This is a genomic window from Steroidobacter agaridevorans (genome assembly GCF_009932555.1).
Lineage (GTDB): Bacteria > Pseudomonadota > Gammaproteobacteria > Steroidobacterales > Steroidobacteraceae > Steroidobacter > Steroidobacter agaridevorans.
Genome location: NZ_BLJO01000006.1, coordinates 239,089 through 263,928 on the forward strand (window position 1 = coordinate 239,089; position 24,840 = coordinate 263,928).

Genomic DNA, 24,840 nt, shown 5'->3' on the forward strand with positions numbered 1-24,840 from the left:
GACACCGTGTCAACGGCGGGCGCAGTATAGCGCCATGTCCTACATCGCCGATCGCCGCCAGGAAGAGAAAGACCGCCGACGCAATGAGATCGTCGACGCGGCCGAGAGCCTGTATGGCGAGCTGGGCTGGGAAGCGGTCACCATGGATGCGGTCGCGCGTAAGGCTCGCCTAAGTCGAGCTCTGGTATACGTCTACTTCAAGGACAAGAGCGAACTGTTGCTCGCCATTACCGAACGCGCGATGGAAGTACTCCGTACCCGTTTTGAAGAAGCCGGCGCCCGGGCCCGCATGGGCATCGATCAGATCGAGGCCATGGGCCGCGCTTACATGGCCTTTGGCCTGGAATTTCCCCATTATTTCGACGCCTGCGCCCGCCTCGAGCTGCGTGCGAGCGACCCCGCGGAAAGAGGTCCCGTCGAAGCGGCCGTGTTCCAGATGGGCATGAAGGTGCATGACGTGGTGGTCGCGTCACTCGAAGCGGGTCAACGTGACGGCAGCATCCGCGCCAACGTCGGCGACCTGCAGGTAACTTCCCGAGTGCTCTGGGGCTTCACCCACGGCCTGACCCAGATCGCGATCACCAAGGCCGGGCCGCTGGCCGAGGCCGGCATCAGCGTCACCCAGCTCACGCAACAGGCCATCGCGATGATTCGCTACACGCTGGCCGGCGCCGCGCGGCCGTTGGCCGACTGAAGCTGGTTTTTATTTGAGCATTTTTTGACACTTGTCTAACGACTGAACAACTGTGGCGGCCGGGATGGAAGGGAACGCCACCAAAGGGAACGAGAGCATGCGAGCGCCACCTCTTCTGGCGACGATCGGACTGTGCCTGAGCGCGAGCGCCGCTTGGGCGCAGGCGCCGGCAAACGGCGGCGACTTCGACACCATCGTCGCGAACTATGTGGCCGAAGGATTGCGCAGCAACCTCGCCCTCCAGAGCGAACATCTCGAAGTCGAAAAGGCGGCCGAAGCGCTTTCCGAAGCCCGCGCGCGCTTCTTTCCCGAGGTGTCGTTCGAAGCGCGTTACACGCGCGCCGATGGTGGCCGCGTGATCGACATCCCGATCGGCACTTCGCTCAATCCGGTTTACTCGACCTTGAACGAGATGCTGGTCGCTCAAGGGCAGCCGGCGCGCTTTCCTCAACTTGCCAATGAGACGATTCCGTTCCTGCGCACCGAAGAGCAGGACACGCGATTACTGCTGCGCCAGCCGTTGTATGCGCCGGCAATTCCGGCCGCCGTTCGCGCTCAGCGCGCATTGTTGGACGCGAGCAGTTTCAATCGAATGGCGATTGCCCGGGCGCTCCGCCGTGACATTACTGTTTCGTATGTGGACTGGCTGAAAGCGCGCAGCTCCGTCGAGATCGTTGCCGCGAGCGAAGCGCTGTTACGGGAGAACCTGCGGGTCAACGAATCGTTGTTCGGCAACGGCAAGATCACCGAAGACCTGGTGCTCCGGGCCAAGGCGGAGTTGCTCGATGTCGAGCAACAGAAACGTGAAGCCGAGAACCTGGCCACTCAGGCGCAGAGCTTTTTCAACTTTCTGCTCAATCGGCAGCTGCAATCGTCGATCGAGCCGTCCTCGCCGCCAAACAATGCGGGCGCGAACCAAGCCGCCCTCGAACAGCTTTGGTCGATGGCGCTGGATCGCCGTCCGGAAATCGCACAGGCCGAACAATTGCGCCGCGCGAGCGAAGAGCAGACGCGGATCGCTCGCAAGCAGAAATGGCCGACTTTGTCGCTCGGCGTGGATGCGGGCACGCAGGGTGAGGACTATCGTTTTGGCGACGGTTATAACTTCGGCACGGCGTCGCTGATTTTCACCTGGCGCATCTTCGATGGCGGCGGCGACACCGCGCGAGTTCATCAAGCACGCGCCGCCGAGAAACAGCTGGTGTTGCGTCAGGAAGAAATCGCCCAGCAAATCCGCCTCGAAGTGCAACAGTCTTACGATCGACTCACTACCGCGCGGGATTCGCTGGCGACAGCCGCCGCTCGCGCGGACGCGGCGCGGGCAGCCTTTCGCATCGCCAGCCGCAAACGTGACGAGGGCGTGATCAGCCAGGTCGAGTTCATCGATGCTCGCAGCGCGCTCACCGGCGCCGAGCTGAATCACAACCTCACCCGCTTCAATGTGCTCGCGCGCCGCGCCGAGCTGGAATATGCGACCTCGACGGGGGACATCCCGCTCGATCCAGGAGTCTGATCATGCTGCGCCCGTTCAGTGTCCTACCTCCGCTGCTGCTATCGGCCACTTTGCTCGCCCTCGCTGGTTGTAACAGCGGCGCCAGCGATCAGCCCGTCGTCGAGCTCGCGCGAGTGCGCACGGCCGCGGCAGTCGCCGGTCCGGCCGCGCCCTCCATTCGAACCAATGGCTTGCTCGCCAATGAAGATGAGATCCGGCTGTCGTTCAAAGTAGGCGGCGTCATTCGCCGGTTGTCGGTGACCGAAGGCGACCAGGTGCGCAAAGGTCAGAAGCTCGCCGAGATCGAGCAGACGGAAATCGACGCGCAAGTCGAGCAGGCTGCGCAGGCTCATGAGAAAGCGCGTCGCGATCTCGAGCGTGGCGAGCGCCTGTACGCCGACAAGGTCATCAGCCTCGAACAGCTGCAGGATCTGCGAACCCAGCTCGCGGTCAATGAAGCGGCATTGAACTCGGCGAAGTTCAACTGGAGCTACGCTGCCATCGTTGCGCCCCACGACGGCACCGTGCTCCGTCGGCTCGCCGAAGAGCGTGAGCTCGTGCAGGCCGGCAACCCCATCCTCGTGCTCGGCGCGAAAGACAAAGGCTTCATCGTGCGCACCGGCCTGGCCGACCGCGAGATCGTGCAAGTGAAGTTGGGCGACGAAGCTCAGATCCGGCTCGACGCCCTGCCCGGGAAGACGCTGACAGGCAAAGTCACCGAGGTGTCCGGTGCTTCGGATGCGAGCAGCGGCATGTTCGGCATCGAGGTGTCTCTCGATCCCACCGATCTGCCGCTGAAGAGCGGCTTGGTGGCGAAGCTCACCATCATTCCGTCGACGGCGAAAGCCGGCGAGCGCATCTACGTTCCCATCGGCGCCATCGTCGAAGGCGACGGCCGCACCGCTCGCGTGTTCGTGCTGGACCAGCAACATGCGCGACAACGCGAAGTCGACGTGGCCTTCATCGAAGGCGAGACGGTCGCGCTCAACACCGGCTTGCAGGCCGGCGAGCAAGTCATCACCGACGGCGCTCAATACCTGGAAGACGGCGAGGAAGTGACTATCGCCGAACCCATGACCGCGAACCGGGAGTAGCGCATGAGCTTCCTGGAATTCCCCATCAAGCGCTACCAGTTCACGCTGGTGGCGTTCGCCATGCTGGTGGCGCTCGGCATCTCGTCTTTCTCGAGCATTCCGCGCCAGGAAGACCCGTACTTCCCGATTCCCATCTATCAGATCATCGTCGCCTATCCGGGCGCCGAGCCGCGCGACGTCGAGCGCCTGGTGGTCAAGCCCATCGAGGATCGGATCAGCGAGCTGGACGATATCAAGAAGATCGAGAGCTTCAGCAACGACGGCCTGGCCACGATCCTGCCCGAGTTCTACAGCACCGCCGACGCCGAAGAGAAATATGACGAGGTCGTGCGCGAGATCAACGCGCTGCGGCCGACGTTGCCGGCCGAGATCGCGCGGCTCGAAATCAAGAAGAGCAACCCCGGCCTGGTGAACATCGTGCAGTTTGCACTGGTGTCGCCGGATGCGCCGTATCGCGAGCTGGAAGATCAGGCTCGCGATCTCAAGGATCTGCTCAAGGCAGTCGATGGCGTGCGAACGTCCGAAACCTGGGCCTACCCGGCGCGCGAGCTGCGTGTGGCGCTCGACTTGCCTCGCATGGCCGAGCTGAAGCTCGCGCCGAGCAGAGTGATCGAAGCTTTGCAGAGCGAGAACACCACCGTGCCGGGCGGCGCTATCGACGTCGGCAGCCGCAGCTTCAGCGTCAAGACTTCGGGCAGTTACGAGTCGTTGGATGAAGTGCGCGACACCGTCGTCGCCGCGGTCGATGGCCGCACCGTGCGCATTCGTGACATTGCCGAAGTGCATTGGGACACGCAGGAGCACACATACACCGGGCGTTTCAACGGTCAGCGCGCCGTGTTCGTCACAGCGAATCAGAAAGATGGCTACAACATCTTCGAGGTGCGCGAGCGCGTGCTCGAAGCTGCCAAGAAGTTCGAGCAGCAGTTGCCCAAACGCATCAAGCTGGAACTGGGCTTCGATCAATCGGAGAACGTCGCCACTCGACTGAATCGACTCACCACCGACTTCGCGATCGCCATTGCCCTGGTCGCGATCACACTGCTGCCGCTTGGGTTGCGCGCCGCGAGCATCGTAATGATCTCGATTCCGCTGTCGCTCGCGATTGGCGTATCGACGCTGCACATGGTCGGGTACTCGCTCAATCAGATTTCGATCGCGGGTTTCGTCGTTGCGCTCGGCTTGCTGGTGGACGACTCGATTGTGGTCGTAGAGAACATCTCACGCTTCTTGCGCGAAGGTCACTCACGCACCGAAGCGGCGATCCTGGCGACACGGCAGATTTTTCTCGCAATCCTGGGCTGCACGGCCACGATCATCTTCGCGTTCCTGCCGTTGATGATGCTGTCCGGTCCGTCGGGCAAATTCATCCGCGTGCTGCCGACGGCGGTGTTGTCGACCGTGATGGCTTCGTTGCTGATCGCGCTGACCATCATCCCGTTCCTCGCCAGCCGCATCCTCAGCAAGCACGAGAACCCGGAGGGCAATCGGCTGCTGCAGTCGGTGCAGCGCGGCATTCATCGTTTCTATCAGCCGTTGCTGCACCGGGCGCTGGCCAAGCCGCGCCTGACGGTGTGGGGCTCGCTGGCGGCGTGCCTGGTCATCATGATTGGCGTCGGCGGCATCATCGGCTTCAGTCTCTTCCCGAAGGCCGACACGCCCAACTTCCTCATCACCGTCGAGACGCCCGACGGCAGCAGCATTGCCGAAACGGATCGTGCGCTGAAGTTCGTGGAGAACCGACTGTCCGCGATGCCCGATGTCGCGTCGTATTTCACCAATCTCGGCCACGGCAACCCGAAGATCTACTACAACGAGTTCGGCAACGAAGGCGCCACGAACTACGGCGACATCTTCGTCAAGCTGAAGGAATACGACACGACCGACACGCCAAAGAAGCTCGAAACACTGCGTCGGGAGCTGAAGCAGTATCCGAACGCCCACATCTATGTGAAGGAGTTCCAGAACGGTCCGCCGATCACGGCGCCGATTGCGATTCGCGTCATTGGCCCGGAACTGGATGAGCTGGATCGCCTTGCTGCGCGCGTCGAGCAGGTGATCAAGGAAACGCCAGGCACGCGAGACGTCGAGAATCCCGTGCGCATCAAGCGCACCGATCTGCAGCTGAAGATCGACTCCCAGAAAGCCGCGCTGTTCGGCGTGCCGGCCATCGAGTTCGATCGCGCCGTGCGCCTGGCGGTCGCGGGCGTGCCGGCGAGCCGTTACAAAGAAACTGACGGCGAGCAGTACGACATCATGGTTCGCACGCCCATCACCGAACGCGCGGACATCCACGCGCTCGATCAAGTGCGCGTGACGACACTGAGCGGCGCGACATTACCGCTGAGTCAACTTGCGCAGTTGGAATTCACCGGCGCGCCGACGCAGATCGATCGTTACAACCGCGCTCGCGCCGTCACGATCAACGCCGAAGTTCACAATGGTTACAACACGGATCGCGTGACGACCGAAGTGCTGCGTCGACTCGACGAGATGCAGTGGCCGCGAGGCTATTCGTATGTGCCGGGCGGCGAACTGGAGAGTCGCGCCGAAAGCTTCGGCGGCCTGCAGGCGGCGACCATCGTGGCGTTGCTCGGCATCGTCGCAGTGCTGGTGCTGGAGTTCGGCAGCTTTAAGAGCACTCTGATCGTGCTGAGTGTCGTGCCATTTGGTATCGCGGGCGGCATTCTTGCGCTGGGGCTCGCGGGCTACAGCATCTCGTTCACCGCGACCATCGGTTTCATCGCGCTCATCGGCATCGAGACCAAGAACTCGATCCTGCTGGTCGATTTCACGAATCAGCTCAGAGCGGAAGGCGTGCCGCTGGATGAAGCCATCGAGCGGGCCGGCGAGATTCGTTTCCTGCCGATTCTGTTGACCAGCGCGACGGCGATCGGCGGATTGCTGCCACTGGCGCTGCAGAATGCGGGCATGTACTCGCCGCTGGCCTGGGTCATCATCGGCGGCTTGATCTCCTCGACGCTGATCGCGCGCATCGTCACGCCGGTCATGTACAAGCTCATTCCGCCGACCATCGAAGTCAAGAAGCCGGCTGTGGCGCCTGCAACTTCACCGGAAGCGCCGGGACATATCTCGCCGGCGACGCCTTAACCCATTTCCTCGAACCCCCACTCGCTCTCCGTCGCAAGGCGGAGAGCGTTTTTTTTATGTGCCCGCATTCGGACAACAAACATGCCGGCCCGCGGACTTTGCAGTAAAGTGCCTGGCTCCTGACCAGGAAGCCACGATGAAGTTCGAAACCCTGTCGGTCCATGCCGGACGAGATGTCGAGCGCGCCACCGGCGCCGTCGCCCCGCCGATTCAGTTGAGCACGACGTACGAGCGTGACATCGATGGGGAATGGTCGCGTGGTTTCTCCTATAGTCGCGCGGATAATCCAGGTCGCCGCCCGCTGGAGGAATGCATCGCTGCCCTCGAAGGCGGTGAAGATGCAACGACCTACGGCTCGGGTTCAGCCGCGTCCATGGCGGTGTTCAGCCTGTTGCGGCCGGGCGAGCACGTGATCGCCCCAATCGAGTCGTACCACGGCACGGCCAAACAACTGCGCGACATCCTCACACCGATGGGTGTTACGCACACGTTCGTGGACATGACTCGCGTCGATGCGGTTCGCGATGCGCTCCGCAAAGAGACCCGTCTGGTCTGGATCGAGACACCATCGAATCCCATGCTCAACATCAGCGACATCGAGACGATCGCTGAACTCGCGCACGGTCGTGGCGCCATGGTCTGTTGTGACAACACCTTCGCGACGCCCGTGTGGCAGCGGCCGCTCGAGCTCGGCGCCGATCTGGTCATGCATTCGAGCACCAAGTACTTCGGTGGCCACAGCGACGTGATGGGCGGCGCCGTCGTCACACGCGATCGCGGCGGTCTCTCCGATAAGCTGCGCGACTATCAGCAAACCGTCGGCAGCGTGCCGTCGCCCTTCGATTGCTGGCTGATTCGCCGCAGCCTCACAACGCTGTCATGCCGCGTGCGTGCACAGACTCACAACGCGAGCCGGATCGCCGGCTTCCTGCAAAGTCACAAGAACGTCGAGCGCGTGTTCTATCCCGGGCTGGATACACATCCGGGCCATGCGATCGCGCAACGTCAGATGAAGGGCGGCTTCGGCGCGATGCTGTCGTTCAATGTGCGCGGCGGCCGCGACGCCGCGTTCGCTGTCGCCGCGAAGATGCAGTTGTTTATTCGCGCGACTAGCTTGGGCGGCGTGGAATCGCTAGTCGAGCACCGCGCATCGGTGGAAGGCCCGCACACAGTGACGCCGCAGAATCTGCTGCGATTGTCGGTCGGATTGGAAAGTGCAGAGGATCTGATCGCGGATCTGGATCAGGCGCTCGGCTAAGAAGCTATTTCTCGAGCGGACGCTTCTTCTCTTCCCACGCCTTCATGTCGCCGTCGAGATGTAGCAGCTTTTGGAAGCCGTTTTCTCGCAGGCGTTCAGCGCCCTTCTCTGCCCGAATGCCGGTGACGCAGTACAGGACGATGTCCTTGTCACCAGCATCGGCAACTTCCGAGATGCGCGAAGGCAGGTGCGTGTAAGGAATATTGATGGCGCCGGGAACATGGCCCGCCGCGAACTCTTCCGGCGTGCGCACGTCGAGGATCAACATCGAGGGATCCTTCTTCTCGATGCGTTTCAGCAGTGACGCCTGATCGATCTTCGGAGTGTCGCTTGCATGAGAAACCGCGGCGAAGGTGAACGCCGCAGCCGCCAGTAACGAGTGAGCGAACCGGCGCATCAGTGCTTGCCCGGCTCCAGCTTCACACCGCGACGTTCCCAGGTCGCATAGGTGAGCAACGCGGTCATCTTCGGATCGTCGGCCGCCAGCTCATCGCCTTCCAGCGGATTGCGAATACACCAGTTCACCATCTCCCAGAAGTTCGCGACCTTGCCCAGCTGCTTCTGGAACTTGGGATAGGTTTCCGGATGCGTGTTCGCGGCGTTCGGATGGCACTGCGCGCAAACCACGCCGTTCTTGCCGAGCTTGGCATCGGTCCACAGCGCGCGGCCTTCCTTCACAACGCCGTCGAACTGTTCCTGCCAGCGGGCCAGGTCTTCCTTGGTGAACTCATCGGCACTGGCCACAGCGGAGGCGCCCAGCGCCAGCGCGGCACAAGCAATGACGGATGCGATTTTCATGTGGGTAACCTTGGCGTCGTGAGCTGTAGGCGCGAGCCTCAATAGTGCATTTGGGGCGAGATGCGCTTGTCTTCATCCTGATAGGTCTGGTCCTTAGGATGCCCGGCCTGCGGATCGAACGCCACGGTTCGCGTGGTGTTGTTGTACAGATTGAACGTCGCGCTGGCGCGGCCGCTGTTCACATCGATGAACTGCCAGCCGGTGGCGTCGCGCTCGAAGAACGGATCGGCGCGATTCATCTGCACCGTCAGCTTCGGCAGCAACTGCTGGGCCTGCGCATAGCTTTGCGGATACGGCCACGGCCACGCCGTCGCCATCGCGGACGTGAACGCGATGTTGCCGATCTGGTTGTACTGGATCTGGTGCACGTGGCCGTAGAACACCGTGACCTTGTCGAACGGCGCGAGCAGCGCCTGCACCTGCTCCGCGTCCTCGGTCCAGAAATTCCAGCCCTTGTAGATCTTCTGCAGCGGCGAATGCGAGAACACCACGATCGGCGTGTCCTTCTTCACCTTCGCCAGATCCTTCTTCAGCCACTCGCGCTGCTGGTCGCCGACCATGAACGGCGAGCCGTTCGGATTGTCCAGACCGGCCATCTCGGCCATGCGCTGCTCGGCGCTCGGCCAGCGGTTGAAGGTCCACTCGTCGTACGTGAGGATGCTGTTCAACACCACGAAGTGCACACCCTTGTGGTTGAAGCTGTAGTACTGCTTGCCGAACAGCTTCGACCAGTATTCGCCCAGGTCGAGGTAGTAATCGTGCTCGCCCATGACGTGGTAGACCTTGCCATTGAGCTTGGAAAGGATCTCCGCGCCGTGATCCAGCTCGGGCTTGCTCCCCATCTGCGCCAGGTCGCCGCCGTACATGATGAAGTCCGGCTTCGGCGTGAGCAGATTCGTCTCAGCGACTGCGCGGATCAGACCGCGATCCCAGTTGCGCACGAACTGCGTGCCTTTGATCTGCTGAATGTGCGAGTCCGAGATGTACGCGAACGTGAAGTTGTCGCTCGGCTTCGCGAATGCCAGCTCCACCATGGTCAGCGGCAGCGCCGCGGCGCCGACACTCACCGTCGATGTTTTGATGAAACTGCGGCGATCGTATTTGATGTCCATGTTACATCCCCTCTCCGCCGCTACCGGAATTGCTGGCTGGCGTTACCGGACTGGCGTTCGCCACCGTCGTGGTCTTCACATTGCAGGAAGCAGGATTCGCCGCTGCGGCCTTCTGCGCGGCGAACTGCGGGCTGGTCAACGACTCCATGAACGCGACCAGGTCGCTGATTTCATCGTCGGTGAGATTGAGCGGGCGAATGCCGCCGCTCAGGAAGTCGTTCACCGGATCGTCTTTCTTGGTGACGCCGCCGTTGTTGTAGTGTTCGACCACATCGCGCAGCGTCTTCAAGCTGCCGTCATGCATGAACGGCGCGGTCACCGCGACGTTACGCAACGTCGAAGTCTTGAATGCGCCGATCTCATCGAGCGTCTCGGTCACGGCGAAGCGGCCCAGCTCGGAGACTTTCGGGTTCGTGAGCACGGCCTTGTCGACGTCCGTACCCGCGCTCTTCGCGGTCAGGAATGCCGGCGCAAACTGCGGGATTTCCTGTTGAATGCGATTCACGCCGACACCGATGTTGTGGAAGCGGTTGTCGGTAAACAGCGCGTAGTCCTGCTCCATCGTATGGCACGAGACGCAGCGGCCCTTGGTGAGGAAGACGTTGAAGCCGCGCTTCACCTGGTCGTTCACGGCTTTCTCATCGCCGCCGTAATACCAGCGATCGAACGGCGAATCGCCCGACACGATGGTGCGCTCGAAGCTGGCGATGGCCTGCTGCACTTCCTTCATCGTGATCTGCTCGCCTTCCTTGTCGAACACTTTCTTGAAGCGTGCGACGTAGTCGGGATCGGTGCGCACGATCTTCAGCACCGGATCGTGATTCACCAGGCCCATCTCCACCGGATTGACGATGGGATGCTGAGCCTGGTCTTCCATGTCGAGCGAACGGCCGTCCCAGAAGAACAGCTTGTAGTACGCGGAGTTGATCACCGTCGGCGCGTTGCGCGTGCCGGTGAGTTTGTTGATGCCTTCCGACGTCACGAGCGGACTATCGGTGAACGCTTTCTTCGGATCGTGACAAGTCGCGCAGCTCACTTCGCCGGTGCTGCTGAAACGCTTGTCGTTGAAGAGCTTGTCGCCGAGCGCGATTTTCTCGGGCGTTTGCGGATTGTTGGCTGGGACGGGCACGGGAGGCAGGCCCAACGGTTGGGCGAGCGCGGCTCCCATCGCAAACAGGCCAGACAAAATGCTGGCGCACGTCGCCACGCGCACGGTATGAATCGGCGGTCCCATGCTGTGTCTCCCCTGCGAGGCTGCGCTCGTTTCTGAGTCGTAGCCCTTGTCTAAATTAGATTTAGTCTAATCAATGGGCAAGCGGTGACAATTGATCTCTTCAATAAGAGCCTCCGCGGCAACGGCTGGACGAGTGCGGCCGTTGCGGCTGACGGAGACGATACGATCGGCTGCACGCACAGCGACGCGAGCGAAGCGAAGCACTTTGCGGCCATCGTCGGTGAGCGCGACATGCGAGCGATCGCGCTCGAACAAACGCACGCCGAGATATTCCTCGAGCTTGCGCAACTGAATGCTGAGCGTGGATTGAGTGACGGAGCAGCGCTCCGCCGCACGCGTGAAGTTCAGGCACTCGGCAAGTGCGATGAGGTAGCGCAAGGCGCGAATGGACATGCGACCCTCGTTCTTCGAACCCCTGATTGCGCCCGAAAATACACCGCGTCCGTGTCAGCCGCCAGCACGCTAAACGCAATCGCGACCCATTGTTCGGCAGTTATTTCCGATCAGTCTGATCGAAAGAATCGATTGCGCGCGCCATTCAGCGGCCATTGCCGAGCTTTTGTAAGGCTGACCCGGTGACGCGATAGATGGTCCACTCATTCATCGGCGCCGCGCCGAGGCTCTTGTAGAAATCGATGGCGCGCTGATTCCAATCGAGCACCGACCATTCCAGCCGACCGCAGTTACGCTCGAGCGCGATGCCCGCCAGACGACGCAGCAGCTGCTCGCCATAGCCACGGCCGCGATACTGCTGACGGACGTACAAGTCTTCGAGATAGATGCCGGGCTTGGCCAGGAACGTCGAGAAGTTGTGAAAGTAGAGCGCAAAACCCGCGACTTCGCCGCCGGGCTGCAGCCCCCCCATGATCACTTCGGCTTTTGGCTTCGGACCGAACAGCTGCTCGTGCAGCTGCTCTTCGGTCGCCGTCACTTCATGCAGCAGCCGCTCGAACTCCGCGAGCTCGCGAATCAACTGCAGGATCGTCGGCACGTCGGCCGGCGTCGCCGGCTCAATGTGCAGGCTGGTCATGGCTTGCTCCCACCGCGCTTGGCACCGCCGTCATCGTACCTTGCATCATTAAGTGAATCGATATATTTTCGCTGCGCATGCGAGGGTTCGTGTAGCGTTTCGGGTTCATGGATTAAAAGAATTTTGAACGAAGCGGCGGAACGATGGGCGCTGACAACAAATTGCCTTTGAACGCCCTGCGGGCCTTCGAGGCCGTCGCCGCCCATTTGAGCTTCACGGGCGCGGCCCAGTCGCTGAACGTCACGACCGCGGCCGTCAGCTCGCACATCAAGTCCCTCGAAGAATTCCTCGAGACCCCACTGTTCGTCCGGCACAGCCGCTCGGTGCGCCTCACGCCACAGGGTGCGCGTTTGCTGCCTGGCGTGCAACGAGGCATGGGCGAGCTGACACGGGCCGTCGACCAGTTACGGCTCGATCGCAGCAGCGGTTTGCTGAACATCAGCCTGCTCGGCTCGTTCCTGCAAAAGTGGCTGCTGCCGCGGCTCGGCGATTTCTATCAGAAGCATCCCGAGGTGGACCTGCGCTTCAGCGCCAGTCGCGAGCTCGTCGATTTCATGCAGACGGATTTTCACGCGGCGGTTCGGTATGGCTCGGGCAGCTGGCCGCAGTTGCAGGCGGAGAAGATGCTCGACGATTGGGTGTTCCCGGTCGCCAGCCCCGCGCTCCACGCCAAGCTCGGTCCGATTGCGACTTTGGGTGATCTGAACAAGTACCCGCTGCTTCACAGCGCAAGCGAGCCGTGGGTGGATTGGCTTCGCCGAGTCGGAGGCGATACGACACGCATCGAGCGAGGGCCGATCCTCGATGATTCGGCGTCGGTGTTGGCCGCGGCTGAACAAGGTCATGGGTTGGTGTTGGCGAGATGGTCGCTGGTGGCGGGCGATCTCGCGTCGGGACGGCTGGTGCGCCCGTCGACGCAGAGTGTGAGGCAGCACAACTCGTATTACTTCGTCGCACCGGCGCATAACTTCGAAGTGCCGAAGGTCATTCGATTCAGAGATTGGCTACGAGAAGTCTGCAGCGAGTTTCCGCCGCCGGAAGGCGAGAGGTTGGAACCTCAATAGTTGGGGCGGCCCCCACCCCCCCGAAGCGGGCGAGGGGCTATTTTTTTAGATACAACCGCACGCGTTGCCACCCAGGACTCGCGCCCGCCGAAGGCGGGCGCACATCTAAGGAATCTCTTACGCGAGGGTCGCCGCAGCCGATCCGAGCGTACTCTTCACGCGCGCCGGCGCAGCCTGCAGCGCGACCACCGCACTGATAACAACCAAGAACACCGGATATTCCCACCCGCCGCCGGCATTGCTGAACACCCAGCCATTGCCGATGTGCACCCACAGCGCCCCCAACAGCACCGGAATCAAACCCAACGCAACCCACCTCGTGCGGTAATTGATCACCAACAGCACCCCGCCCACCGTCTCCAACGCGAACACCACATACGCCAGCGCTCCGGGCAATCCGATCGACGCAAAGTACTGCGCCGTGCCCGCGAGCGTGAACGTGAAGAACTTCAGAATCAGACCGTGAGCAATGAACATGAGACCCAGCGAGACGCGTAACAACGCATTGCCGACCTGTTGCGGACTGGAGAACATGACAACACCTCTTGAATGATGATGATGATCGATCAACGGAATCGAGCTTCAGCCCGGCAGAGCGCTCAGCGCTCGACGGGCAAATCGTTCTTGACCCAAGCCTCGAAGCCGCCTTCCATCTCGACGACGGGAATGCCGGCCGACGCCAGTTCGACGGCCGCGGCTGCGGCGAGCTTGCAGGTCTGGCTATAGCAATAAAGAACGGCCGTGCGATCCTTGCGAAGGCCGGCGAGCGTGTGCCACTTGCCCTGGGGAAGGTTGATGGCGCCGGGAATGTGGCCGGCCTGATAATCGCTGGGCAGCCGGACATCGACGATGACGATGGGCTCGTTCCGGCGCAGCTGGCCGCTGAGCTCGTACGGGCCGGTGAGAAAAGCCAGCTTCTGGGCGAAAAAATCCCGCGCCTGGAGGGTATCCTGAGTGGACATGACAGCACCTTGTTCGGCGGCCAGGCGACGCCCGACCTGATGGGTGCTACGGTAGTCCCAGCGCCGGCGCCGGATCATCGGCCCTGGCGGCATGGGATTTATTCCCCAAGTTGACCCAAATGCAAAACCTCACCGACATCGCAATCTTCGTCAAAGTAGTCGAGCTCTCCAGCTTCACGGCCGCGGCCGAGGCGCTGGAAATGTCACAGCCCGTGGTCAGCAAGGCTGTCACCCGCCTGGAGGAGAAACTGGGGGCGCGATTGTTGAATCGCACGACACGCCGGCTCAGTCTCACCGAAGCCGGCGCGGAGTTGTTTCGCCGCAGCGGCAGCGCCCTGCGTGAGATAGAGAACGCCGAGCTCGAAGTCGCGCGTTTTCAAACCGAGCCGCGCGGCACGCTGCGCGTGTCTGCACCGATGTCTTTCAGCATCCTGCAGCTCGGCCCGGCAATACAAACATTCATGGAGCGTTATCCGGGCGTGACCGTGGAGCTGAGTCTGGACGATCGGCAAGTCGATCTGGTCGAAGAAGGATTCGACGTCGCGATCCGCATCGGACGCCTGCGAGATTCAAACTTGATCGCGCGCAAGATCGCGCCGACGCGCCAGGTCATCTGCGCCTCGCCTGCGTATCTCGCGAAGCACGGCACACCGGAGCGTCCCGAAGATCTGCTCGAGCACAACTGCATCCTCTATACGCCGCTGAGCACGCCGCGCGAATGGCGCTTCACCGATAGCGACGGTCAGGAACATGTGGTGCCGGTGAATGGGAATCTTCACACCAACAACGGGCTGGTGAACCGCGCAGCCGCCATCGCGGGCGGCGGCATCATCCAGCTGCCGACGTTTTATTTGGGCGATCAACTGCGCTCGGGCGAGTTGAAGCCGTTGCTATGCAAGTTCAGTCCACCGGAAATTGCCGTGCACGCGGTCTATCCGGAGCGGCGCAATCTGATGCCGAAGGTGCGAGCGTTCGTCGACTTTGTCGCGAACACGTTCGGGCCGGAGCCGCCGTGGGAGAAAGGCTGGTCGCTGGAGGACTGACGCAAATAAAGAACGCCGCTCGAGATCGAGCGGCGTTTTGTTTCGGTCTACGATCAGATCAGTAGATCTTCTTGCTGAACGCCAGCTTGAAGTAACGGCCGAGCGGATTGCCGATGAACGGATCGTAGCTCAGATCCAGCAGCGCCAGCGGCGGATCTCGATCGGTCAGGTTGATCACGGACGCAGTGAGCATGGTCTCCGCCGGTAGTTCCAGGCGATACACCAGATCGTGCGTCAGGAACGATCCGATTTCCCGGCGTCCGTCCGGCACGCTCGAGCGCACATCCGTCACGCCATCGATGTAACGGGTGGTCCAGCGTAACCCGTGGTTGCCGAGGCTGTAATCCAGATACGTCGAGCCGCGCAGCTTGGGCAGGGAGCCGGTGCCTGCGCCGCCACGAGTGCCGGCGTAGTCGTCCTTTTCTTGGATCAACACACCCTCGACGAACAGCGCATCGCGCTCGTACTTCAAGGTGTATGAACCGTCCGCGCCGACGAGCAAGTCGCCGCCCGCCACGCCTTCGAACAGATAGGACAGGCTGGCATCCAGGCCGGAGATCTTTTCTTCCGGTCCGTTGATCACATCGACGCGAGTACGAATCAGTGCGGCGGCACTGCAAGCACCGGCGGTCGTGAACGTGAAGCGAGTCTGCAACGCGTCGTATGCCGGGTCGTTGCAGCGGTTGGGATCGCCCGGATTCACGCCGAAGAACGTCGCGACCAGTTCGGTGCCGCCCTCGGTGCCGATCGGGTTCTCGAAGTTGAATCGCCAGTAATCCAGCGAGGCCTTGAAGTTGCCCGCCTGCACGATGGTGCCGAAATTGAACGTATCGGCCTCTTCCGGCTTCAGATCCGGATTGCCGTAGTTGTCATAGGGCTTGTAGCCGCGATTGACACCCGTGTAGACCAGCGTGGTGCTGAAGCCGTCCAACAACTGCGTCTGCTGCGGACCACGGAACGTGCTGCCGGCCGAGCCGCGGAACGCCAGCCAATCGAGCGCCTGCCACCGTAGCGAAATCTTCGGGTTGGTGGTCGAGCCGACCAGGCCGCCGTAGTCCTCGTAACGTAACGCGACTTGCGCCTGCAACGACTCGAGCAGCGGCAGATTCACTTCGCCAAACACGCCGAACACATCACGGCTCAGGTCCTGATTGCGCTGCGGACCGAAGAACGTAAACACGCCGAACTGCGTCGTGCAGCCCATGTTGCCGTTCACCGGCGTGTCGACGCAGGGATTGAGATCGATGTCGGACCAGTAGTTGACTTCGCGCTCGTAACCTTCGTCGCGATACTGACCGCCGGCCGCCCAACCGATGGCGCCGCCCGGCAGCGACAGCGGCAACTCGCCGTTGAACACCAGGTCGACGGCCAGCGTCGAGGAAGTGTCCGTCGCGCCGGTGTCCTCGAACATCCAGTCGACCACCGACCGATCGTTCGCGAGTGCCGGGTCGTAGTTGAGATTGTTGACGGCGCCGGTGGAAGGATTGCCCGCGAAGGCATTCGAGAACGGATTGAAGAACAAACATCCGCCCTGGCCCGCGGTGCCGCCCGGTGCACAGTTCGGACCGCCCAAACCATTCAACGCGAGCTGCAAACGATAGGCGAGGATGTCCGGCGTGTTCACCTCGCGTGTGTTCTCGCTGTACGTCACAGCGGTATCCCAGCCGATGTCGGGACCGAATTCGCCATTCAAGCCCGCCGACACGCGGAAGCCATCGAACAAGCGCTCGTCCTTCTTGCCCTCGCCAGTGAGCGGATTGCCGCCGTTGCCCAGCGGACGCCACTGCAGGCCGCTTGCGACCACGAAGCGACGTTCCACGACGTCGGCACGATCGCCCGCGTCGAGCAACGGCAGGATGGCGCGCAGACCCGGATTACTCAGCGGAATGATGTAGTTCGGCGACAGCAGACCGGTGGTGCGCGTCTGAGTCAGATTCGCGCCCTGCTGCGGACCATACGACGGCGAGGAATTTTCTTCCGGCGCATCGTGAACCGCATACAGCGCTTCGAGATGGAACGCCGTCTTCTCGCCGATATCCATGTTGAATTCGCTGTAGAGCTGGTAGTGCTCTTCGCGCTCGGCGAGATTGTCGAAAGTGATGTACTGCAAGCGGCAGCCATCGCCGGGCAGAACCTCGAATCCGCCCAACGCCGTACAGCCGGGATCTCGGAACGACCCTGCGGCGTCCACCGTGCCGTCCGCTCGTGTGAGCGCCGTTGTGTTGTATTGACCCGGATTGCCGAATCCCGAGTAACCGCCTTGCGGATTCTCATCGTACGAGCGCACCGCCCAGTCGCGCTCCGTGGTGTTCAGTTCGGAGCGATGGCGATAGCCCGCGGCGACCAGGACGTTCCATGTGTCGGCGCGATGGCCCCATAAGGCATTTGCATGGTAGTCGCCATCGGAGCCATCGATGTAGCTGTACGAGGCATCGAGCGACAGACCTTCGACGTTGGTCTTGGTGATGAAGTTGACGACACCGGCGACCGCATCGGAACCGTAGGTCGCGGCAGCGCCGTCTTTCAGCACTTCGATACGACCGATCGCCGCCATCGGCAGCAGATTGGTGTCGACGCCGTTGCCGGTCGGCGAGCCGGCGATGCGACGACCGTTCATCAGCACCAAGGTACGCACCGCGCCGATACCGCGCAGATTGATGTTGCTGCTGCCGGTGGATTGCGCCGAGCCGAATTGATTCGACTCGCCGAGCACGCCCTGCACGGCGGGAATGGACTTCACCAGGTCCACCATCGTGGGCGAGCCTTGCATCTGCAGATCGTCGGCGGTGAACACGTCGACCGGCAGCGCCGCGTCTTCGGCCGTGCCTTGAATATACGAGCCGGTCACTACGATGACTTCGAGTTCTTCGACGCCGGCCTGTTGCGCCATGACCGCGCCGCTGCCGAGCAGGAGCGAGCCTGCCAGCACACCGCGCACACCATCCCGCAACTTCCGATTGATGGCGACGACGTCACGCGACGTGCGGACGCGCCGGACCCACGGGCTACGATTCGACTTCATATTGTCCCCCACTACATCCGCGGCCGTGACCCGCCGCCTGGGCGAACACTGCTGGTATGTGTTCTATCGTCAGTCGTTCGCAGCATCCTCGCGAGGCGCTCGTTGCATCGCTCGTGGTCGCCGCGAACTTTGTTTGGTGCTTTGTGAAGCACTCGAAGTGTTGTACGTGACAGTGTCAGCGAGGGTCAACGCGCTTAATAAATCATTGCAATAGCGCGCATGAAATTTGCGAATTCCGACGTGACAATCCGTTTGTGATTCTGTACGTCGGAATCGGCGTCAAAAAAGATACAGATCGGTTTCGCTCGCCGAGAGCGATTTCAAGCGTGAAAGAGCGGCAGACTGACCGTGAAGCGCGCGCCGCCGGTGGGTGCGTCGCCGATGTTGATTGCGCCACCGTGCGCTTCCACCAGGCTGCGCACGACGGCGAGTCCGAGCCCGGCGCCACCGGTGCGGCGATTGCGAGATGTTTCCAAACGGACGAACGGCTCGAGCAAAGCTTCGCGCTGCTCGGCTGGAATACCGGGCCCTTCGTCATCGATCGTGAGCCGCACAGATCGATCGCTTGCATCCACACGTACGTGCGCGGCGCGTCCGTACTGCAGAGCGTTGTCGATCAGATTAGCCACGACTCGGCGCAAGGCCACTCGATCGCCGAGCACGATGGCGTCTTCCTCGCTCGTGACCGACTGCAAATGGATCGGCGCTCGCTCCGCAGAACGATCGTCGACTTCGTCTCGCACGACCTGCCTGAACTCCACCAGCTCTTCGACCAGCTCGCCGGCGCCGGCTCGACTGGCGAGCAGAGCGTCGTCGAGCAGACGGATCATGTCGTCGATGTCGGCGACGGCGCGCTCGCGATCCATCTTGTCGGGAATGTGATCGACGCGCAGGCGCAGGCGTGTGGCAAATGTTCGTACATCGTGTGAAATGCCGCCGAGCATTGCCATTCGTGCACGCAGCAGTTGCGCCAAGCGAGCCTGCAGGCGATTGAACGCAGCGATGAGCGCGCGAATCTCCGGCGCAGCCGAACGTGTTTCCGCGAGCATCGTCGGCTGTCCGGAGAAGTCGAACTGATCCACCGTTGCCGCCAGTCGCGCCAACGGGCGCGTCTGTCGATGCATGATGATCAACGCCATCAAGCCCGTGAGCGTGCCGACCAGACCGGCAATGAACCCGATCGGCATGCCGTACACATTGGTCGTCGGCCGGTGATAGCCGCGAATCACCAATGTTTCTCCCGTCTGCAAGCGGACGCGCAGCTCCAGATCGGTCGGCTTCATATAGGAGAACTGCGGCGGCCGTTTGTTGTGGCCGGCAGCGGCGTCGAATGTGAGACTGAAGGGTCGTCCGCCGATCTCATCGAGCGCCTTCTCCACCAGCTGCGCTCGCAGTTCGAACGGACGAGTCTGCGGCGTTTGCAGCAGCGGCAATGCACTCACGAGCTGCACGCTGAACTTCGCCGAGCCGACGGCGCGAGTGATCAGCGAACGTTCCGTGCTGCCACTGGCTTGCTCGAGGAGCTGCACGATTGCCGCAATCTGCTGGGGCAACGGCAGTGGCCGTGACTCACCATCTTCTCTGGCCGTCGCCATATAGAAGATGGCCGTCGACGCGATCCAGCCAACGATCAAACTCAGCACGACGATCAAGCCGAGTCGCGACGCAAATGTGAGCCGTGTGATCACGCGACGTTCCCGACGTGCGCGGTGAACAGATAGCCGCCATTGCGCACGGTCGTGATCAGCTTGGCAGACGGACTGGCTGTATCGAGCTTGCGTCGCAAGCGGGAGATCTGCATGTCGACCGTGCGATCGAACGGATCGGCCATGCGCCCGCGCGTCCAGCTCAGAATCTGCTCACGGGTCAGCACGCGTCGCGGATGCTGAATGAAGCATGCGAGCAGATCGAACTCGGCGGCTGTCAGTGCAACCGCCGTTTTGTTCTGATCGACGAGCTCGCGCGCATCGAGATCGATGACGAAGCCGCCGAACGAGAAGCGCCGCTCGCGAACGACGGGCGGCGTCGAGGCGCCTCGTCGTAATAACGCTCGCACTCTCGCCAGCAATTCGCGCGGTCCGAACGGTTTGACGAGGTAGTCGTCGGCGCCCATTTCCAGACCGACCACCCGATCGACCTCATCGCTCTTCGCCGTGAGCATCAGGATGGGCAAGTTGCTGTGAGCCCGCAGGCGGCGGCAGATGCTCAAGCCATCCTCGCCCGGCAGCATCAGGTCCAGCACGATCAAGTCCGGTCGGCGGCGCGCGAGCACATCGTCCATGCCCCGCGCATCCTCGGCTGCGTCGACCTCGAAGCCTTCACGGCGCATGAGATCGGCAACCATCTGCCGGATTTCGGGATCGTCTTCGACTATGAGTAGGTGGGCGGCGGCTCGCATGCCGCTCTTGTACGGCAGGCCCCGGGCAATTCTCAAGCACGGCGCACGCGGTTACAGACTGTTACACGCCATTGACCAAACGCCAAACAAACTGCAGTACGAAACAGGCACGCTTGGACGTACTTGGTCGGCACCGCCCTGATCCCCACTTCAGGCGCGCTGCCGCCGGCGGCCAGGGACGGCCGGTCTTTTTAACCTTCCGAGGCGCCGTTCGGCGTACCGATGCCCTGCTCGATGGCCGTGGTCAGCGGCTTCATGAAGAACGAGTCCTCTGGCATCAGCCGTACGGGAATATCGTGCCGCTTCAGCGCATCGGCCACGACCGGGCCAATGGCTGCGACCTCGGTTTTCTCGAAGGCGGCTCGCACCAGCTCCGGCGGGCCGACGTTGAACAGACGCTCGATTTGCGGAGTGCTGGTGAACGCGATGATGTCCACGCTGCCCGCCGCCATCTTTTGCATGAGGTCGCGAACCGCGTCGTCGGCGAGCTTGTCGGCGTACACATAAGGCGCCACCGTCCGCACCTGCGCTCCCGCCGATTGCAGGAACTCGATCAGCGGCCGATTGGGTTCAGTGCCATACAGCTGCACACCCACTTTGCGACCTTGCAGATTCTCGGCACGCAGCGAATCGATCACGCCCTGCGTGGTCGGCGACTGTGCCGCGATCTCGGGCTTGAGTCCCAACTCTCGCAATGCTCGCGCCGGCTTCGGACCTCGCGTGATCTTTCTCACCGCACCCAAGCGCTGCACGAACGGCTCGCGCAGTGACGGCTCGTTCTTATCGATGCAGCCGAGCAAGCGGCGCAAGCCTTCGCCTGTCAGCAGGATCAAGTCGTCGCACGAGCCAGCACTGAAATCGTGCAGCCAGTCGAGCACCGGCTTGGGATCGGGCGCATCCAGAATCGCCACGAGCGGACAGCGCAGGACCGTCGCGCCCCGGCGTTCGAGCATTGCAGAGAAGACATCCAGCTCCCGAGTCTCGGGGACCGCGATGGTGCGACCAGTGAGTGTTGCCATTCCTCCTGCTATACCATCAACGGCAGCGCGGAGGCCAGACCTCGGCGGCCTTCGGCGCGAGATCGATCAGGAACATCTCGCCGGACCGCTCGCCATCACGTTGCGCGAACAGCAGCCGGTCGCCGGCCGGTGACAGCAGCGGCCCGACCTGAAATTGCTCCGCCAGCGCCGGAATCTCTCCGACCTCCACCCAGCGATCGTCGCGCCACTTATATTGATAGAGATGCGAACGCTCGGTCCGATGCGCGACCACGATCATGGTGCTGCCGTCGCGTGACACTTCCGCTTCGTACTCGAACGCAGGCGTATTCACCGGCGGGCCGACATTCTCGACCTGCCAATTGCCATCGGCCTGACGCGTGGCCATGTAAATGTCACCCTGACCTGCGCCACCCTCACGAGCGGAGCCGAAGTACAAGCGACCTTGCATGTCCTCACGCGGCAGCAGCTCCGACGTCGGCGAGTTCACCGGTTCAGGCAAACGCTTCGGCTCGCTCCACGCACCGTTGGTCGAGCGCTCGACCATCCAGATGTCGAAATCCTCATGCTTGGGATCCTGACGCGTCGAAATGTAGTACAAGCGACGGCCGTCATAGGTCACGAACGGATCGGCTTCGACGATGGGCAGCGGCTGGGCGAACGAGGGGACTTCCGGTTTGCTCCAAGCGCCGCGCTGGCAGCGGGACACCATGACTCGATACTTGTCGAAGTCGGGGTCGGCGCTGAGGAAGTACATCTCGCGCCCGTCGGGCGTGAAGGTTGGCGATGATTCGTAACCGGACGACGAGATCGCGGGCGGCGTCCAGCGCCTCGGCGTGTCCTCCGGTTGCGACCACGCAATGCTGACAATGAAAATGCTGATGGCTGCCCAGTGAAAGCAGCGGAGAGCGACCATGGATGCGATCGACATGCAGATTGTCTCGCTTCTGCGCACGAACGCGCGGATGCCGTTGAAAACCATTGCAGCCAAAGTGGCGCTGGCTCGGAGCACCGTGCGCGAGCGGCTGTTCAAACTGGAAGAATCCGGTGTCATTCTCGGCTATCACGCTCGCGTTGCTGATGCTGATCGGTTGTCGGCGCTGCTGTTACTCAAGCTGGCCAAGACCCCGGCGCCCAAGACTGTGGCTGCAATCACGGGATTGCCGGATGTTCGTCGTTGCTATTCCTTGAGTGGCGACATCGATCTTGCGGTCGAGATCGAGGCGCGCGCAACGTCGCAGCTCAACTCGACGCGCGACCACATTGCGACCTTGCCGGATGTGATCGACGTAACCACTTCACTGATTCTCAAACGCGACAAGGACGCCTAGGCCGCTGCGATCGCTTCGATCTCGAGCAACCACTCTTCGTCGTAGATGCCGGTGATGATGATGGTCAGCGCCGGCGCGTGCGCGCCGAGGACTTCCTTGCGCACGGCTGCGTTGGCTGCGCGGAACTGGCGATCGGAAAGGAATACGGTGACTTTGACGAGATCAGTCAGCTTCATTCCCGCGGCGGTGAGTTGAGCTTCGATGTTGCGCCAGACGAGTCGGCACTGATCTTCAAATCGCTCGGGCACTTTGCCTTCTGCGTCGGCGGGCACCTGGCCGCTGATAAACAAGAGCTTGCTCGGTCGCTCGACCAGACGGGCCTGAGCGTAAGACAGGCCGCTGGAATTGATTGCTTCACTACTCATCGCTGTCGCCACCACGGAAGCCGGAAACACCACGCCACCCAGAATGCTCGCGCACACGTGTCGTCGTTGCATGGGCGAAGTTTGCCGCATGTACGCGGGAATACAGGCCGGCCAATTGACGGCCCTGCCGCCACTTCGGCGGCAATCGATGCGAACCGGCCTGCGCTTTCGCGTTTGCCGACGGCAGGCTTTGTGAGAATCACATTGTGAGGCTCGGCCAGTGCGAGCAAGACTCCGCCATGACACTCACGACCGCCACCGCCTACGTCGCGCTCATCTTCCTGCTCGCGGGCGCGGTGAAAGGCGTTGTCGGCTTGGGGCTGCCGACGGTTGCGATGGGGTTGCTCAGTCTTCGGATGCCGCCAGCCGAGGCGGCCGCAATCCTGCTACTGCCATCCTTCATTACTAATGTGTGGCAGCTCGCCGAGGGACCACGACTTGGCTCTCTCGTGAGGCGGCTATGGCCCACGCTGCTTGCGATCTTCGTGAGCACGGCCCTCGCCGCAAGCGTGATCGCATCCGCCAAGTCGACTATCGCGAGCGTCGCTCTCGGTGGCGCATTGTTACTTTACGCCACTGCTGGCCTCTTCAACTTTCATATGAATGTCTCGACGGAGGCGGAGCGATGGGCGGGCCCCACCGTCGGCATCGCCACCGGATTCATCACCGGCGCGACTGGAACATTCGTCATCCCCGCCGTTCCTTATCTCGCCGGGCTCGGCCTCGCTCGCGACGAACTGGTTCAAGCGCTCGGACTCTCATTCACCGTCTCCACCGTGGCGCTCGGACTGGGATTGCTCTGGCACGGCGCCCTGCAGTTTCAATCCATCTCCCACTCCACCTTCGCCATCGTCCCCGCCTTGCTCGGCATGCTGCTCGGCGGCCGAATCCGCCGCCGCGTTTCGCCGGAGCGATTCCGGCGATGGTTCTTTGTCGGCTTGGGTCTGCTGGCGCTGCATCTCATCTACGCAGCGCTCTAGCCAGATCGGCGCTCGTCGAGATGAATATCCAATCCTTGCCGGCCGATGCCCAGCTCGCTCTTCAGCTGCATCGACGGAATATGATAATCGCCGCCATTCTGCATGCGATAAGGAATCGGCTGGGCGGTCCACAGCGTATCCAGGCGCTCGCCTAACTCGGCCCGCGTCCGCAGATAGCGCGCCTCGTCCATGCGCCCCGTACGATAGATCACGAACGAGGGCAGCACATCGAAGCCTGGATAGTGGAGCACGCCGTGATTGATAGGGAACAACAGGTCATCGATCCGCCCGTTGATCCCACGCTCGGCGTAGTGCTCGGCCCAGCCTCCCGCCGTCACGATCAACATTGCGCGCTTGCCCTTGAACGTACCTTCGCCGTAGCGATCTCCCCACCGGCGCTCCGAGTGCTCGCCCACGCCATAGCCGAACCCATACGCGTACACGCGCTCCACCCAGCCTTTGAGGATGGCCGGCATGGTGAACCACCACAGCGGGAACTGCAGAATGACGGCGTCGGCCGCCAGCAATTTCTTCTGCTCGGCGGCGATATCGGCTGACTGCGCGTTGTTCGCGAAGGCGTACTTCGATGCCAACTCCACCTTCAGCGGCGCGCTCGCGTCGCGGTTCAGAAAGTCGTCGCCATCGAGCGCAGCCTTCCAGCCCATCGCGTACAGATCCGAGACCATCACCTCATGCCCGGAGTCGCGCAAATGCGTGACGGCAAAGTCCCGGAGGGCTCCGTTCAAGGAACGAGGCTCCGGATGCGCATACACAATCAATACTTTCATGGCTCACCTGTCGATGCGTTCCGGCGCGCACTATGCGATGCTGCCAGCCATAGCGGAAATGAATAG

24 protein-coding genes are annotated in these 24,840 nt (G+C 62.0%); 9 read left to right on the forward strand and 15 right to left on the reverse strand.

All coding sequences use genetic code 11. The features are described from left to right. Nucleotides 1-34: 34 nt before the first annotated feature. From GYH35_RS21980 to GYH35_RS22000, 5 genes are all read left to right on the forward strand, one after another. Complete coding sequence (locus GYH35_RS21980; protein ID WP_161810502.1) at nt 35-694, forward strand: TetR/AcrR family transcriptional regulator; 660 nt, start codon at nt 35-37, stop codon at nt 692-694. Between the two features lie 97 nt (nt 695-791). Further along, entirely contained in the window at nt 792-2,207 is a 1,416-nt protein-coding gene (locus GYH35_RS21985) for a TolC family protein (protein ID WP_161829515.1), read from the forward strand. Between the two features lie 2 nt (nt 2,208-2,209). After that, nucleotides 2,210-3,280 (forward strand): efflux RND transporter periplasmic adaptor subunit, encoded by a 1,071-nt coding sequence (locus GYH35_RS21990; protein ID WP_161829516.1) that lies wholly within the window; start codon nt 2,210-2,212, stop codon nt 3,278-3,280. Between the two features lie 3 nt (nt 3,281-3,283). Further along, nucleotides 3,284-6,391: an efflux RND transporter permease subunit gene (locus tag GYH35_RS21995; RefSeq protein WP_161829517.1), complete on the forward strand. Its 3,108-nt coding sequence runs from the start codon at nt 3,284-3,286 to the stop codon at nt 6,389-6,391. Between the two features lie 136 nt (nt 6,392-6,527). After that, nucleotides 6,528-7,649, forward strand: coding sequence for a trans-sulfuration enzyme family protein (locus tag GYH35_RS22000; RefSeq protein ID WP_161810498.1), 1,122 nt, complete (start codon nt 6,528-6,530; stop codon nt 7,647-7,649). Nucleotides 7,650-7,653: 4 nt separating this feature from the next. Here GYH35_RS22000 and GYH35_RS22005 read toward each other — a convergent pair whose 3' ends face one another. From GYH35_RS22005 to GYH35_RS22030, 6 genes are all read right to left on the reverse strand, one after another. Continuing rightward, entirely contained in the window at nt 7,654-8,046 is a 393-nt protein-coding gene (locus GYH35_RS22005) for a rhodanese-like domain-containing protein (protein ID WP_161810497.1), read from the reverse strand. Beyond that, nucleotides 8,046-8,447 carry a c-type cytochrome gene (locus GYH35_RS22010; RefSeq protein ID WP_161810496.1) on the reverse strand — a complete coding sequence of 134 codons (402 nt, stop codon included), beginning with the start codon at nt 8,445-8,447 and terminating at the stop codon, nt 8,046-8,048. Before GYH35_RS22010 ends, GYH35_RS22005 begins: the two co-directional genes overlap by 1 nt. Before the next feature lie 38 nt (nt 8,448-8,485). Next, the gene (locus GYH35_RS22015; protein WP_161829518.1) at nt 8,486-9,559 is read right to left on the reverse strand and encodes a metallophosphoesterase; all 1,074 of its coding nucleotides are present in this window, start codon (nt 9,557-9,559) and stop codon (nt 8,486-8,488) included. 1 nt (nt 9,560) lies between these two features. Further along, complete coding sequence (locus tag GYH35_RS22020) at nt 9,561-10,793, reverse strand: cytochrome-c peroxidase (RefSeq protein ID WP_161810494.1); 1,233 nt, start codon at nt 10,791-10,793, stop codon at nt 9,561-9,563. 66 nt (nt 10,794-10,859) lie between these two features. After that, nucleotides 10,860-11,186: a LysR family transcriptional regulator gene (locus GYH35_RS22025; RefSeq protein ID WP_161829519.1), complete on the reverse strand. Its 327-nt coding sequence runs from the start codon at nt 11,184-11,186 to the stop codon at nt 10,860-10,862. Between the two features lie 145 nt (nt 11,187-11,331). After that, nucleotides 11,332-11,823 (reverse strand): GNAT family N-acetyltransferase, encoded by a 492-nt coding sequence (locus GYH35_RS22030; RefSeq protein ID WP_161829520.1) that lies wholly within the window; start codon nt 11,821-11,823, stop codon nt 11,332-11,334. Between the two features lie 143 nt (nt 11,824-11,966). On the opposite strand from GYH35_RS22030, the gene gcvA reads away from it, so the two are divergent. Continuing rightward, on the forward strand, nt 11,967-12,887 hold the full coding sequence (gene gcvA, locus GYH35_RS22035; RefSeq protein WP_161810491.1) for a transcriptional regulator GcvA: 921 nt from the start codon (nt 11,967-11,969) through the stop codon (nt 12,885-12,887). Nucleotides 12,888-13,004: 117 nt separating this feature from the next. On the opposite strand, the gene GYH35_RS22040 is transcribed toward gcvA, so the two are convergent. After that, complete coding sequence (locus tag GYH35_RS22040; protein WP_161829521.1) at nt 13,005-13,421, reverse strand: DoxX family protein; 417 nt, start codon at nt 13,419-13,421, stop codon at nt 13,005-13,007. A 65-nt stretch (nt 13,422-13,486) separates the two neighbouring features. After that, nucleotides 13,487-13,849 (reverse strand): rhodanese-like domain-containing protein, encoded by a 363-nt coding sequence (locus GYH35_RS22045; RefSeq protein WP_161810489.1) that lies wholly within the window; start codon nt 13,847-13,849, stop codon nt 13,487-13,489. 119 nt (nt 13,850-13,968) lie between these two features. Here GYH35_RS22045 and GYH35_RS22050 point away from each other — a divergent pair, with 119 nt between their 5' ends. Continuing rightward, a complete protein-coding gene (locus GYH35_RS22050; protein ID WP_161810488.1) occupies nt 13,969-14,892 on the forward strand; it encodes a LysR family transcriptional regulator in 924 nt (307 codons plus the stop codon). A 58-nt stretch (nt 14,893-14,950) separates the two neighbouring features. Here the strand turns inward: GYH35_RS22050 and GYH35_RS22055 are convergent, their stop codons facing one another. The 5 genes from GYH35_RS22055 to GYH35_RS22075 form a co-directional block, all read right to left on the reverse strand. Next, the gene (locus tag GYH35_RS22055; RefSeq protein ID WP_161829522.1) at nt 14,951-17,914 is read right to left on the reverse strand and encodes a TonB-dependent receptor plug domain-containing protein; all 2,964 of its coding nucleotides are present in this window, start codon (nt 17,912-17,914) and stop codon (nt 14,951-14,953) included. A 320-nt stretch (nt 17,915-18,234) separates the two neighbouring features. Then, a complete protein-coding gene (locus tag GYH35_RS22060) occupies nt 18,235-19,602 on the reverse strand; it encodes a sensor histidine kinase (protein ID WP_202624491.1) in 1,368 nt (455 codons plus the stop codon). Beyond that, complete coding sequence (locus GYH35_RS22065) at nt 19,599-20,312, reverse strand: response regulator (protein WP_161829523.1); 714 nt, start codon at nt 20,310-20,312, stop codon at nt 19,599-19,601. The genes GYH35_RS22060 and GYH35_RS22065 overlap by 4 nt, the downstream gene beginning before the upstream one ends. A gap of 191 nt (nt 20,313-20,503) precedes the next feature. Continuing rightward, the gene (locus tag GYH35_RS22070) at nt 20,504-21,331 is read right to left on the reverse strand and encodes a uroporphyrinogen-III synthase (RefSeq protein ID WP_161829524.1); all 828 of its coding nucleotides are present in this window, start codon (nt 21,329-21,331) and stop codon (nt 20,504-20,506) included. Nucleotides 21,332-21,347: 16 nt separating this feature from the next. Continuing rightward, on the reverse strand, nt 21,348-22,241 hold the full coding sequence (locus GYH35_RS22075) for a TolB family protein (RefSeq protein WP_161810485.1): 894 nt from the start codon (nt 22,239-22,241) through the stop codon (nt 21,348-21,350). Between GYH35_RS22075 and GYH35_RS22080 the strand changes: the two genes are divergently transcribed. Then, a complete protein-coding gene (locus GYH35_RS22080; protein ID WP_161810484.1) occupies nt 22,225-22,641 on the forward strand; it encodes an Lrp/AsnC family transcriptional regulator in 417 nt (138 codons plus the stop codon). The two genes, GYH35_RS22075 and GYH35_RS22080, sit on opposite strands and share 17 nt — an antisense overlap. Here the strand turns inward: GYH35_RS22080 and GYH35_RS22085 are convergent. Then, entirely contained in the window at nt 22,638-23,006 is a 369-nt protein-coding gene (locus GYH35_RS22085; RefSeq protein ID WP_161811343.1) for a RidA family protein, read from the reverse strand. The genes GYH35_RS22080 and GYH35_RS22085 overlap by 4 nt on opposite strands. 239 nt (nt 23,007-23,245) lie before the next feature. Here GYH35_RS22085 and GYH35_RS22090 point away from each other — a divergent pair, with 239 nt between their 5' ends. Then, a complete protein-coding gene (locus GYH35_RS22090; protein ID WP_161810483.1) occupies nt 23,246-23,986 on the forward strand; it encodes a sulfite exporter TauE/SafE family protein in 741 nt (246 codons plus the stop codon). Here the strand turns inward: GYH35_RS22090 and GYH35_RS22095 are convergent. After that, nucleotides 23,983-24,774 carry an NAD(P)H-dependent oxidoreductase gene (locus GYH35_RS22095; RefSeq protein ID WP_161810482.1) on the reverse strand — a complete coding sequence of 264 codons (792 nt, stop codon included), beginning with the start codon at nt 24,772-24,774 and terminating at the stop codon, nt 23,983-23,985. The two genes, GYH35_RS22090 and GYH35_RS22095, sit on opposite strands and share 4 nt — an antisense overlap. Between the last annotated feature and the right edge of the window lie 66 nt (nt 24,775-24,840).

Coding starts and splice junctions, on each gene's coding strand:
- GYH35_RS22015 (WP_161829518.1), bottom strand. CDS start 9,559: ATGGACATCAAATACGATCGCCGCAGTTTCATCAAAACATCGACGGTG.
- GYH35_RS22010 (WP_161810496.1), bottom strand. CDS start 8,447: ATGAAAATCGCATCCGTCATTGCTTGTGCCGCGCTGGCGCTGGGCGCC.
- GYH35_RS22090 (WP_161810483.1), top strand. CDS start 23,246: ATGACACTCACGACCGCCACCGCCTACGTCGCGCTCATCTTCCTGCTC.
- GYH35_RS22020 (WP_161810494.1), bottom strand. CDS start 10,793: ATGGGACCGCCGATTCATACCGTGCGCGTGGCGACGTGCGCCAGCATT.
- GYH35_RS22080 (WP_161810484.1), top strand. CDS start 22,225: ATGGATGCGATCGACATGCAGATTGTCTCGCTTCTGCGCACGAACGCG.
- GYH35_RS22085 (WP_161811343.1), bottom strand. CDS start 23,006: ATGAGTAGTGAAGCAATCAATTCCAGCGGCCTGTCTTACGCTCAGGCC.
- GYH35_RS22050 (WP_161810488.1), top strand. CDS start 13,969: ATGCAAAACCTCACCGACATCGCAATCTTCGTCAAAGTAGTCGAGCTC.
- GYH35_RS22065 (WP_161829523.1), bottom strand. CDS start 20,312: ATGCGAGCCGCCGCCCACCTACTCATAGTCGAAGACGATCCCGAAATC.
- GYH35_RS21980 (WP_161810502.1), top strand. CDS start 35: ATGTCCTACATCGCCGATCGCCGCCAGGAAGAGAAAGACCGCCGACGC.
- GYH35_RS22075 (WP_161810485.1), bottom strand. CDS start 22,241: ATGTCGATCGCATCCATGGTCGCTCTCCGCTGCTTTCACTGGGCAGCC.
- GYH35_RS22070 (WP_161829524.1), bottom strand. CDS start 21,331: ATGGCAACACTCACTGGTCGCACCATCGCGGTCCCCGAGACTCGGGAG.
- GYH35_RS22025 (WP_161829519.1), bottom strand. CDS start 11,186: ATGTCCATTCGCGCCTTGCGCTACCTCATCGCACTTGCCGAGTGCCTG.
- GYH35_RS22095 (WP_161810482.1), bottom strand. CDS start 24,774: ATGAAAGTATTGATTGTGTATGCGCATCCGGAGCCTCGTTCCTTGAAC.
- GYH35_RS22005 (WP_161810497.1), bottom strand. CDS start 8,046: ATGCGCCGGTTCGCTCACTCGTTACTGGCGGCTGCGGCGTTCACCTTC.
- GYH35_RS21990 (WP_161829516.1), top strand. CDS start 2,210: ATGCTGCGCCCGTTCAGTGTCCTACCTCCGCTGCTGCTATCGGCCACT.
- GYH35_RS21985 (WP_161829515.1), top strand. CDS start 792: ATGCGAGCGCCACCTCTTCTGGCGACGATCGGACTGTGCCTGAGCGCG.
- GYH35_RS22030 (WP_161829520.1), bottom strand. CDS start 11,823: ATGACCAGCCTGCACATTGAGCCGGCGACGCCGGCCGACGTGCCGACG.
- GYH35_RS22040 (WP_161829521.1), bottom strand. CDS start 13,421: ATGTTCTCCAGTCCGCAACAGGTCGGCAATGCGTTGTTACGCGTCTCG.
- GYH35_RS22000 (WP_161810498.1), top strand. CDS start 6,528: ATGAAGTTCGAAACCCTGTCGGTCCATGCCGGACGAGATGTCGAGCGC.
- GYH35_RS21995 (WP_161829517.1), top strand. CDS start 3,284: ATGAGCTTCCTGGAATTCCCCATCAAGCGCTACCAGTTCACGCTGGTG.
- gcvA (WP_161810491.1), top strand. CDS start 11,967: ATGGGCGCTGACAACAAATTGCCTTTGAACGCCCTGCGGGCCTTCGAG.
- GYH35_RS22055 (WP_161829522.1), bottom strand. CDS start 17,914: ATGAAGTCGAATCGTAGCCCGTGGGTCCGGCGCGTCCGCACGTCGCGT.
- GYH35_RS22045 (WP_161810489.1), bottom strand. CDS start 13,849: ATGTCCACTCAGGATACCCTCCAGGCGCGGGATTTTTTCGCCCAGAAG.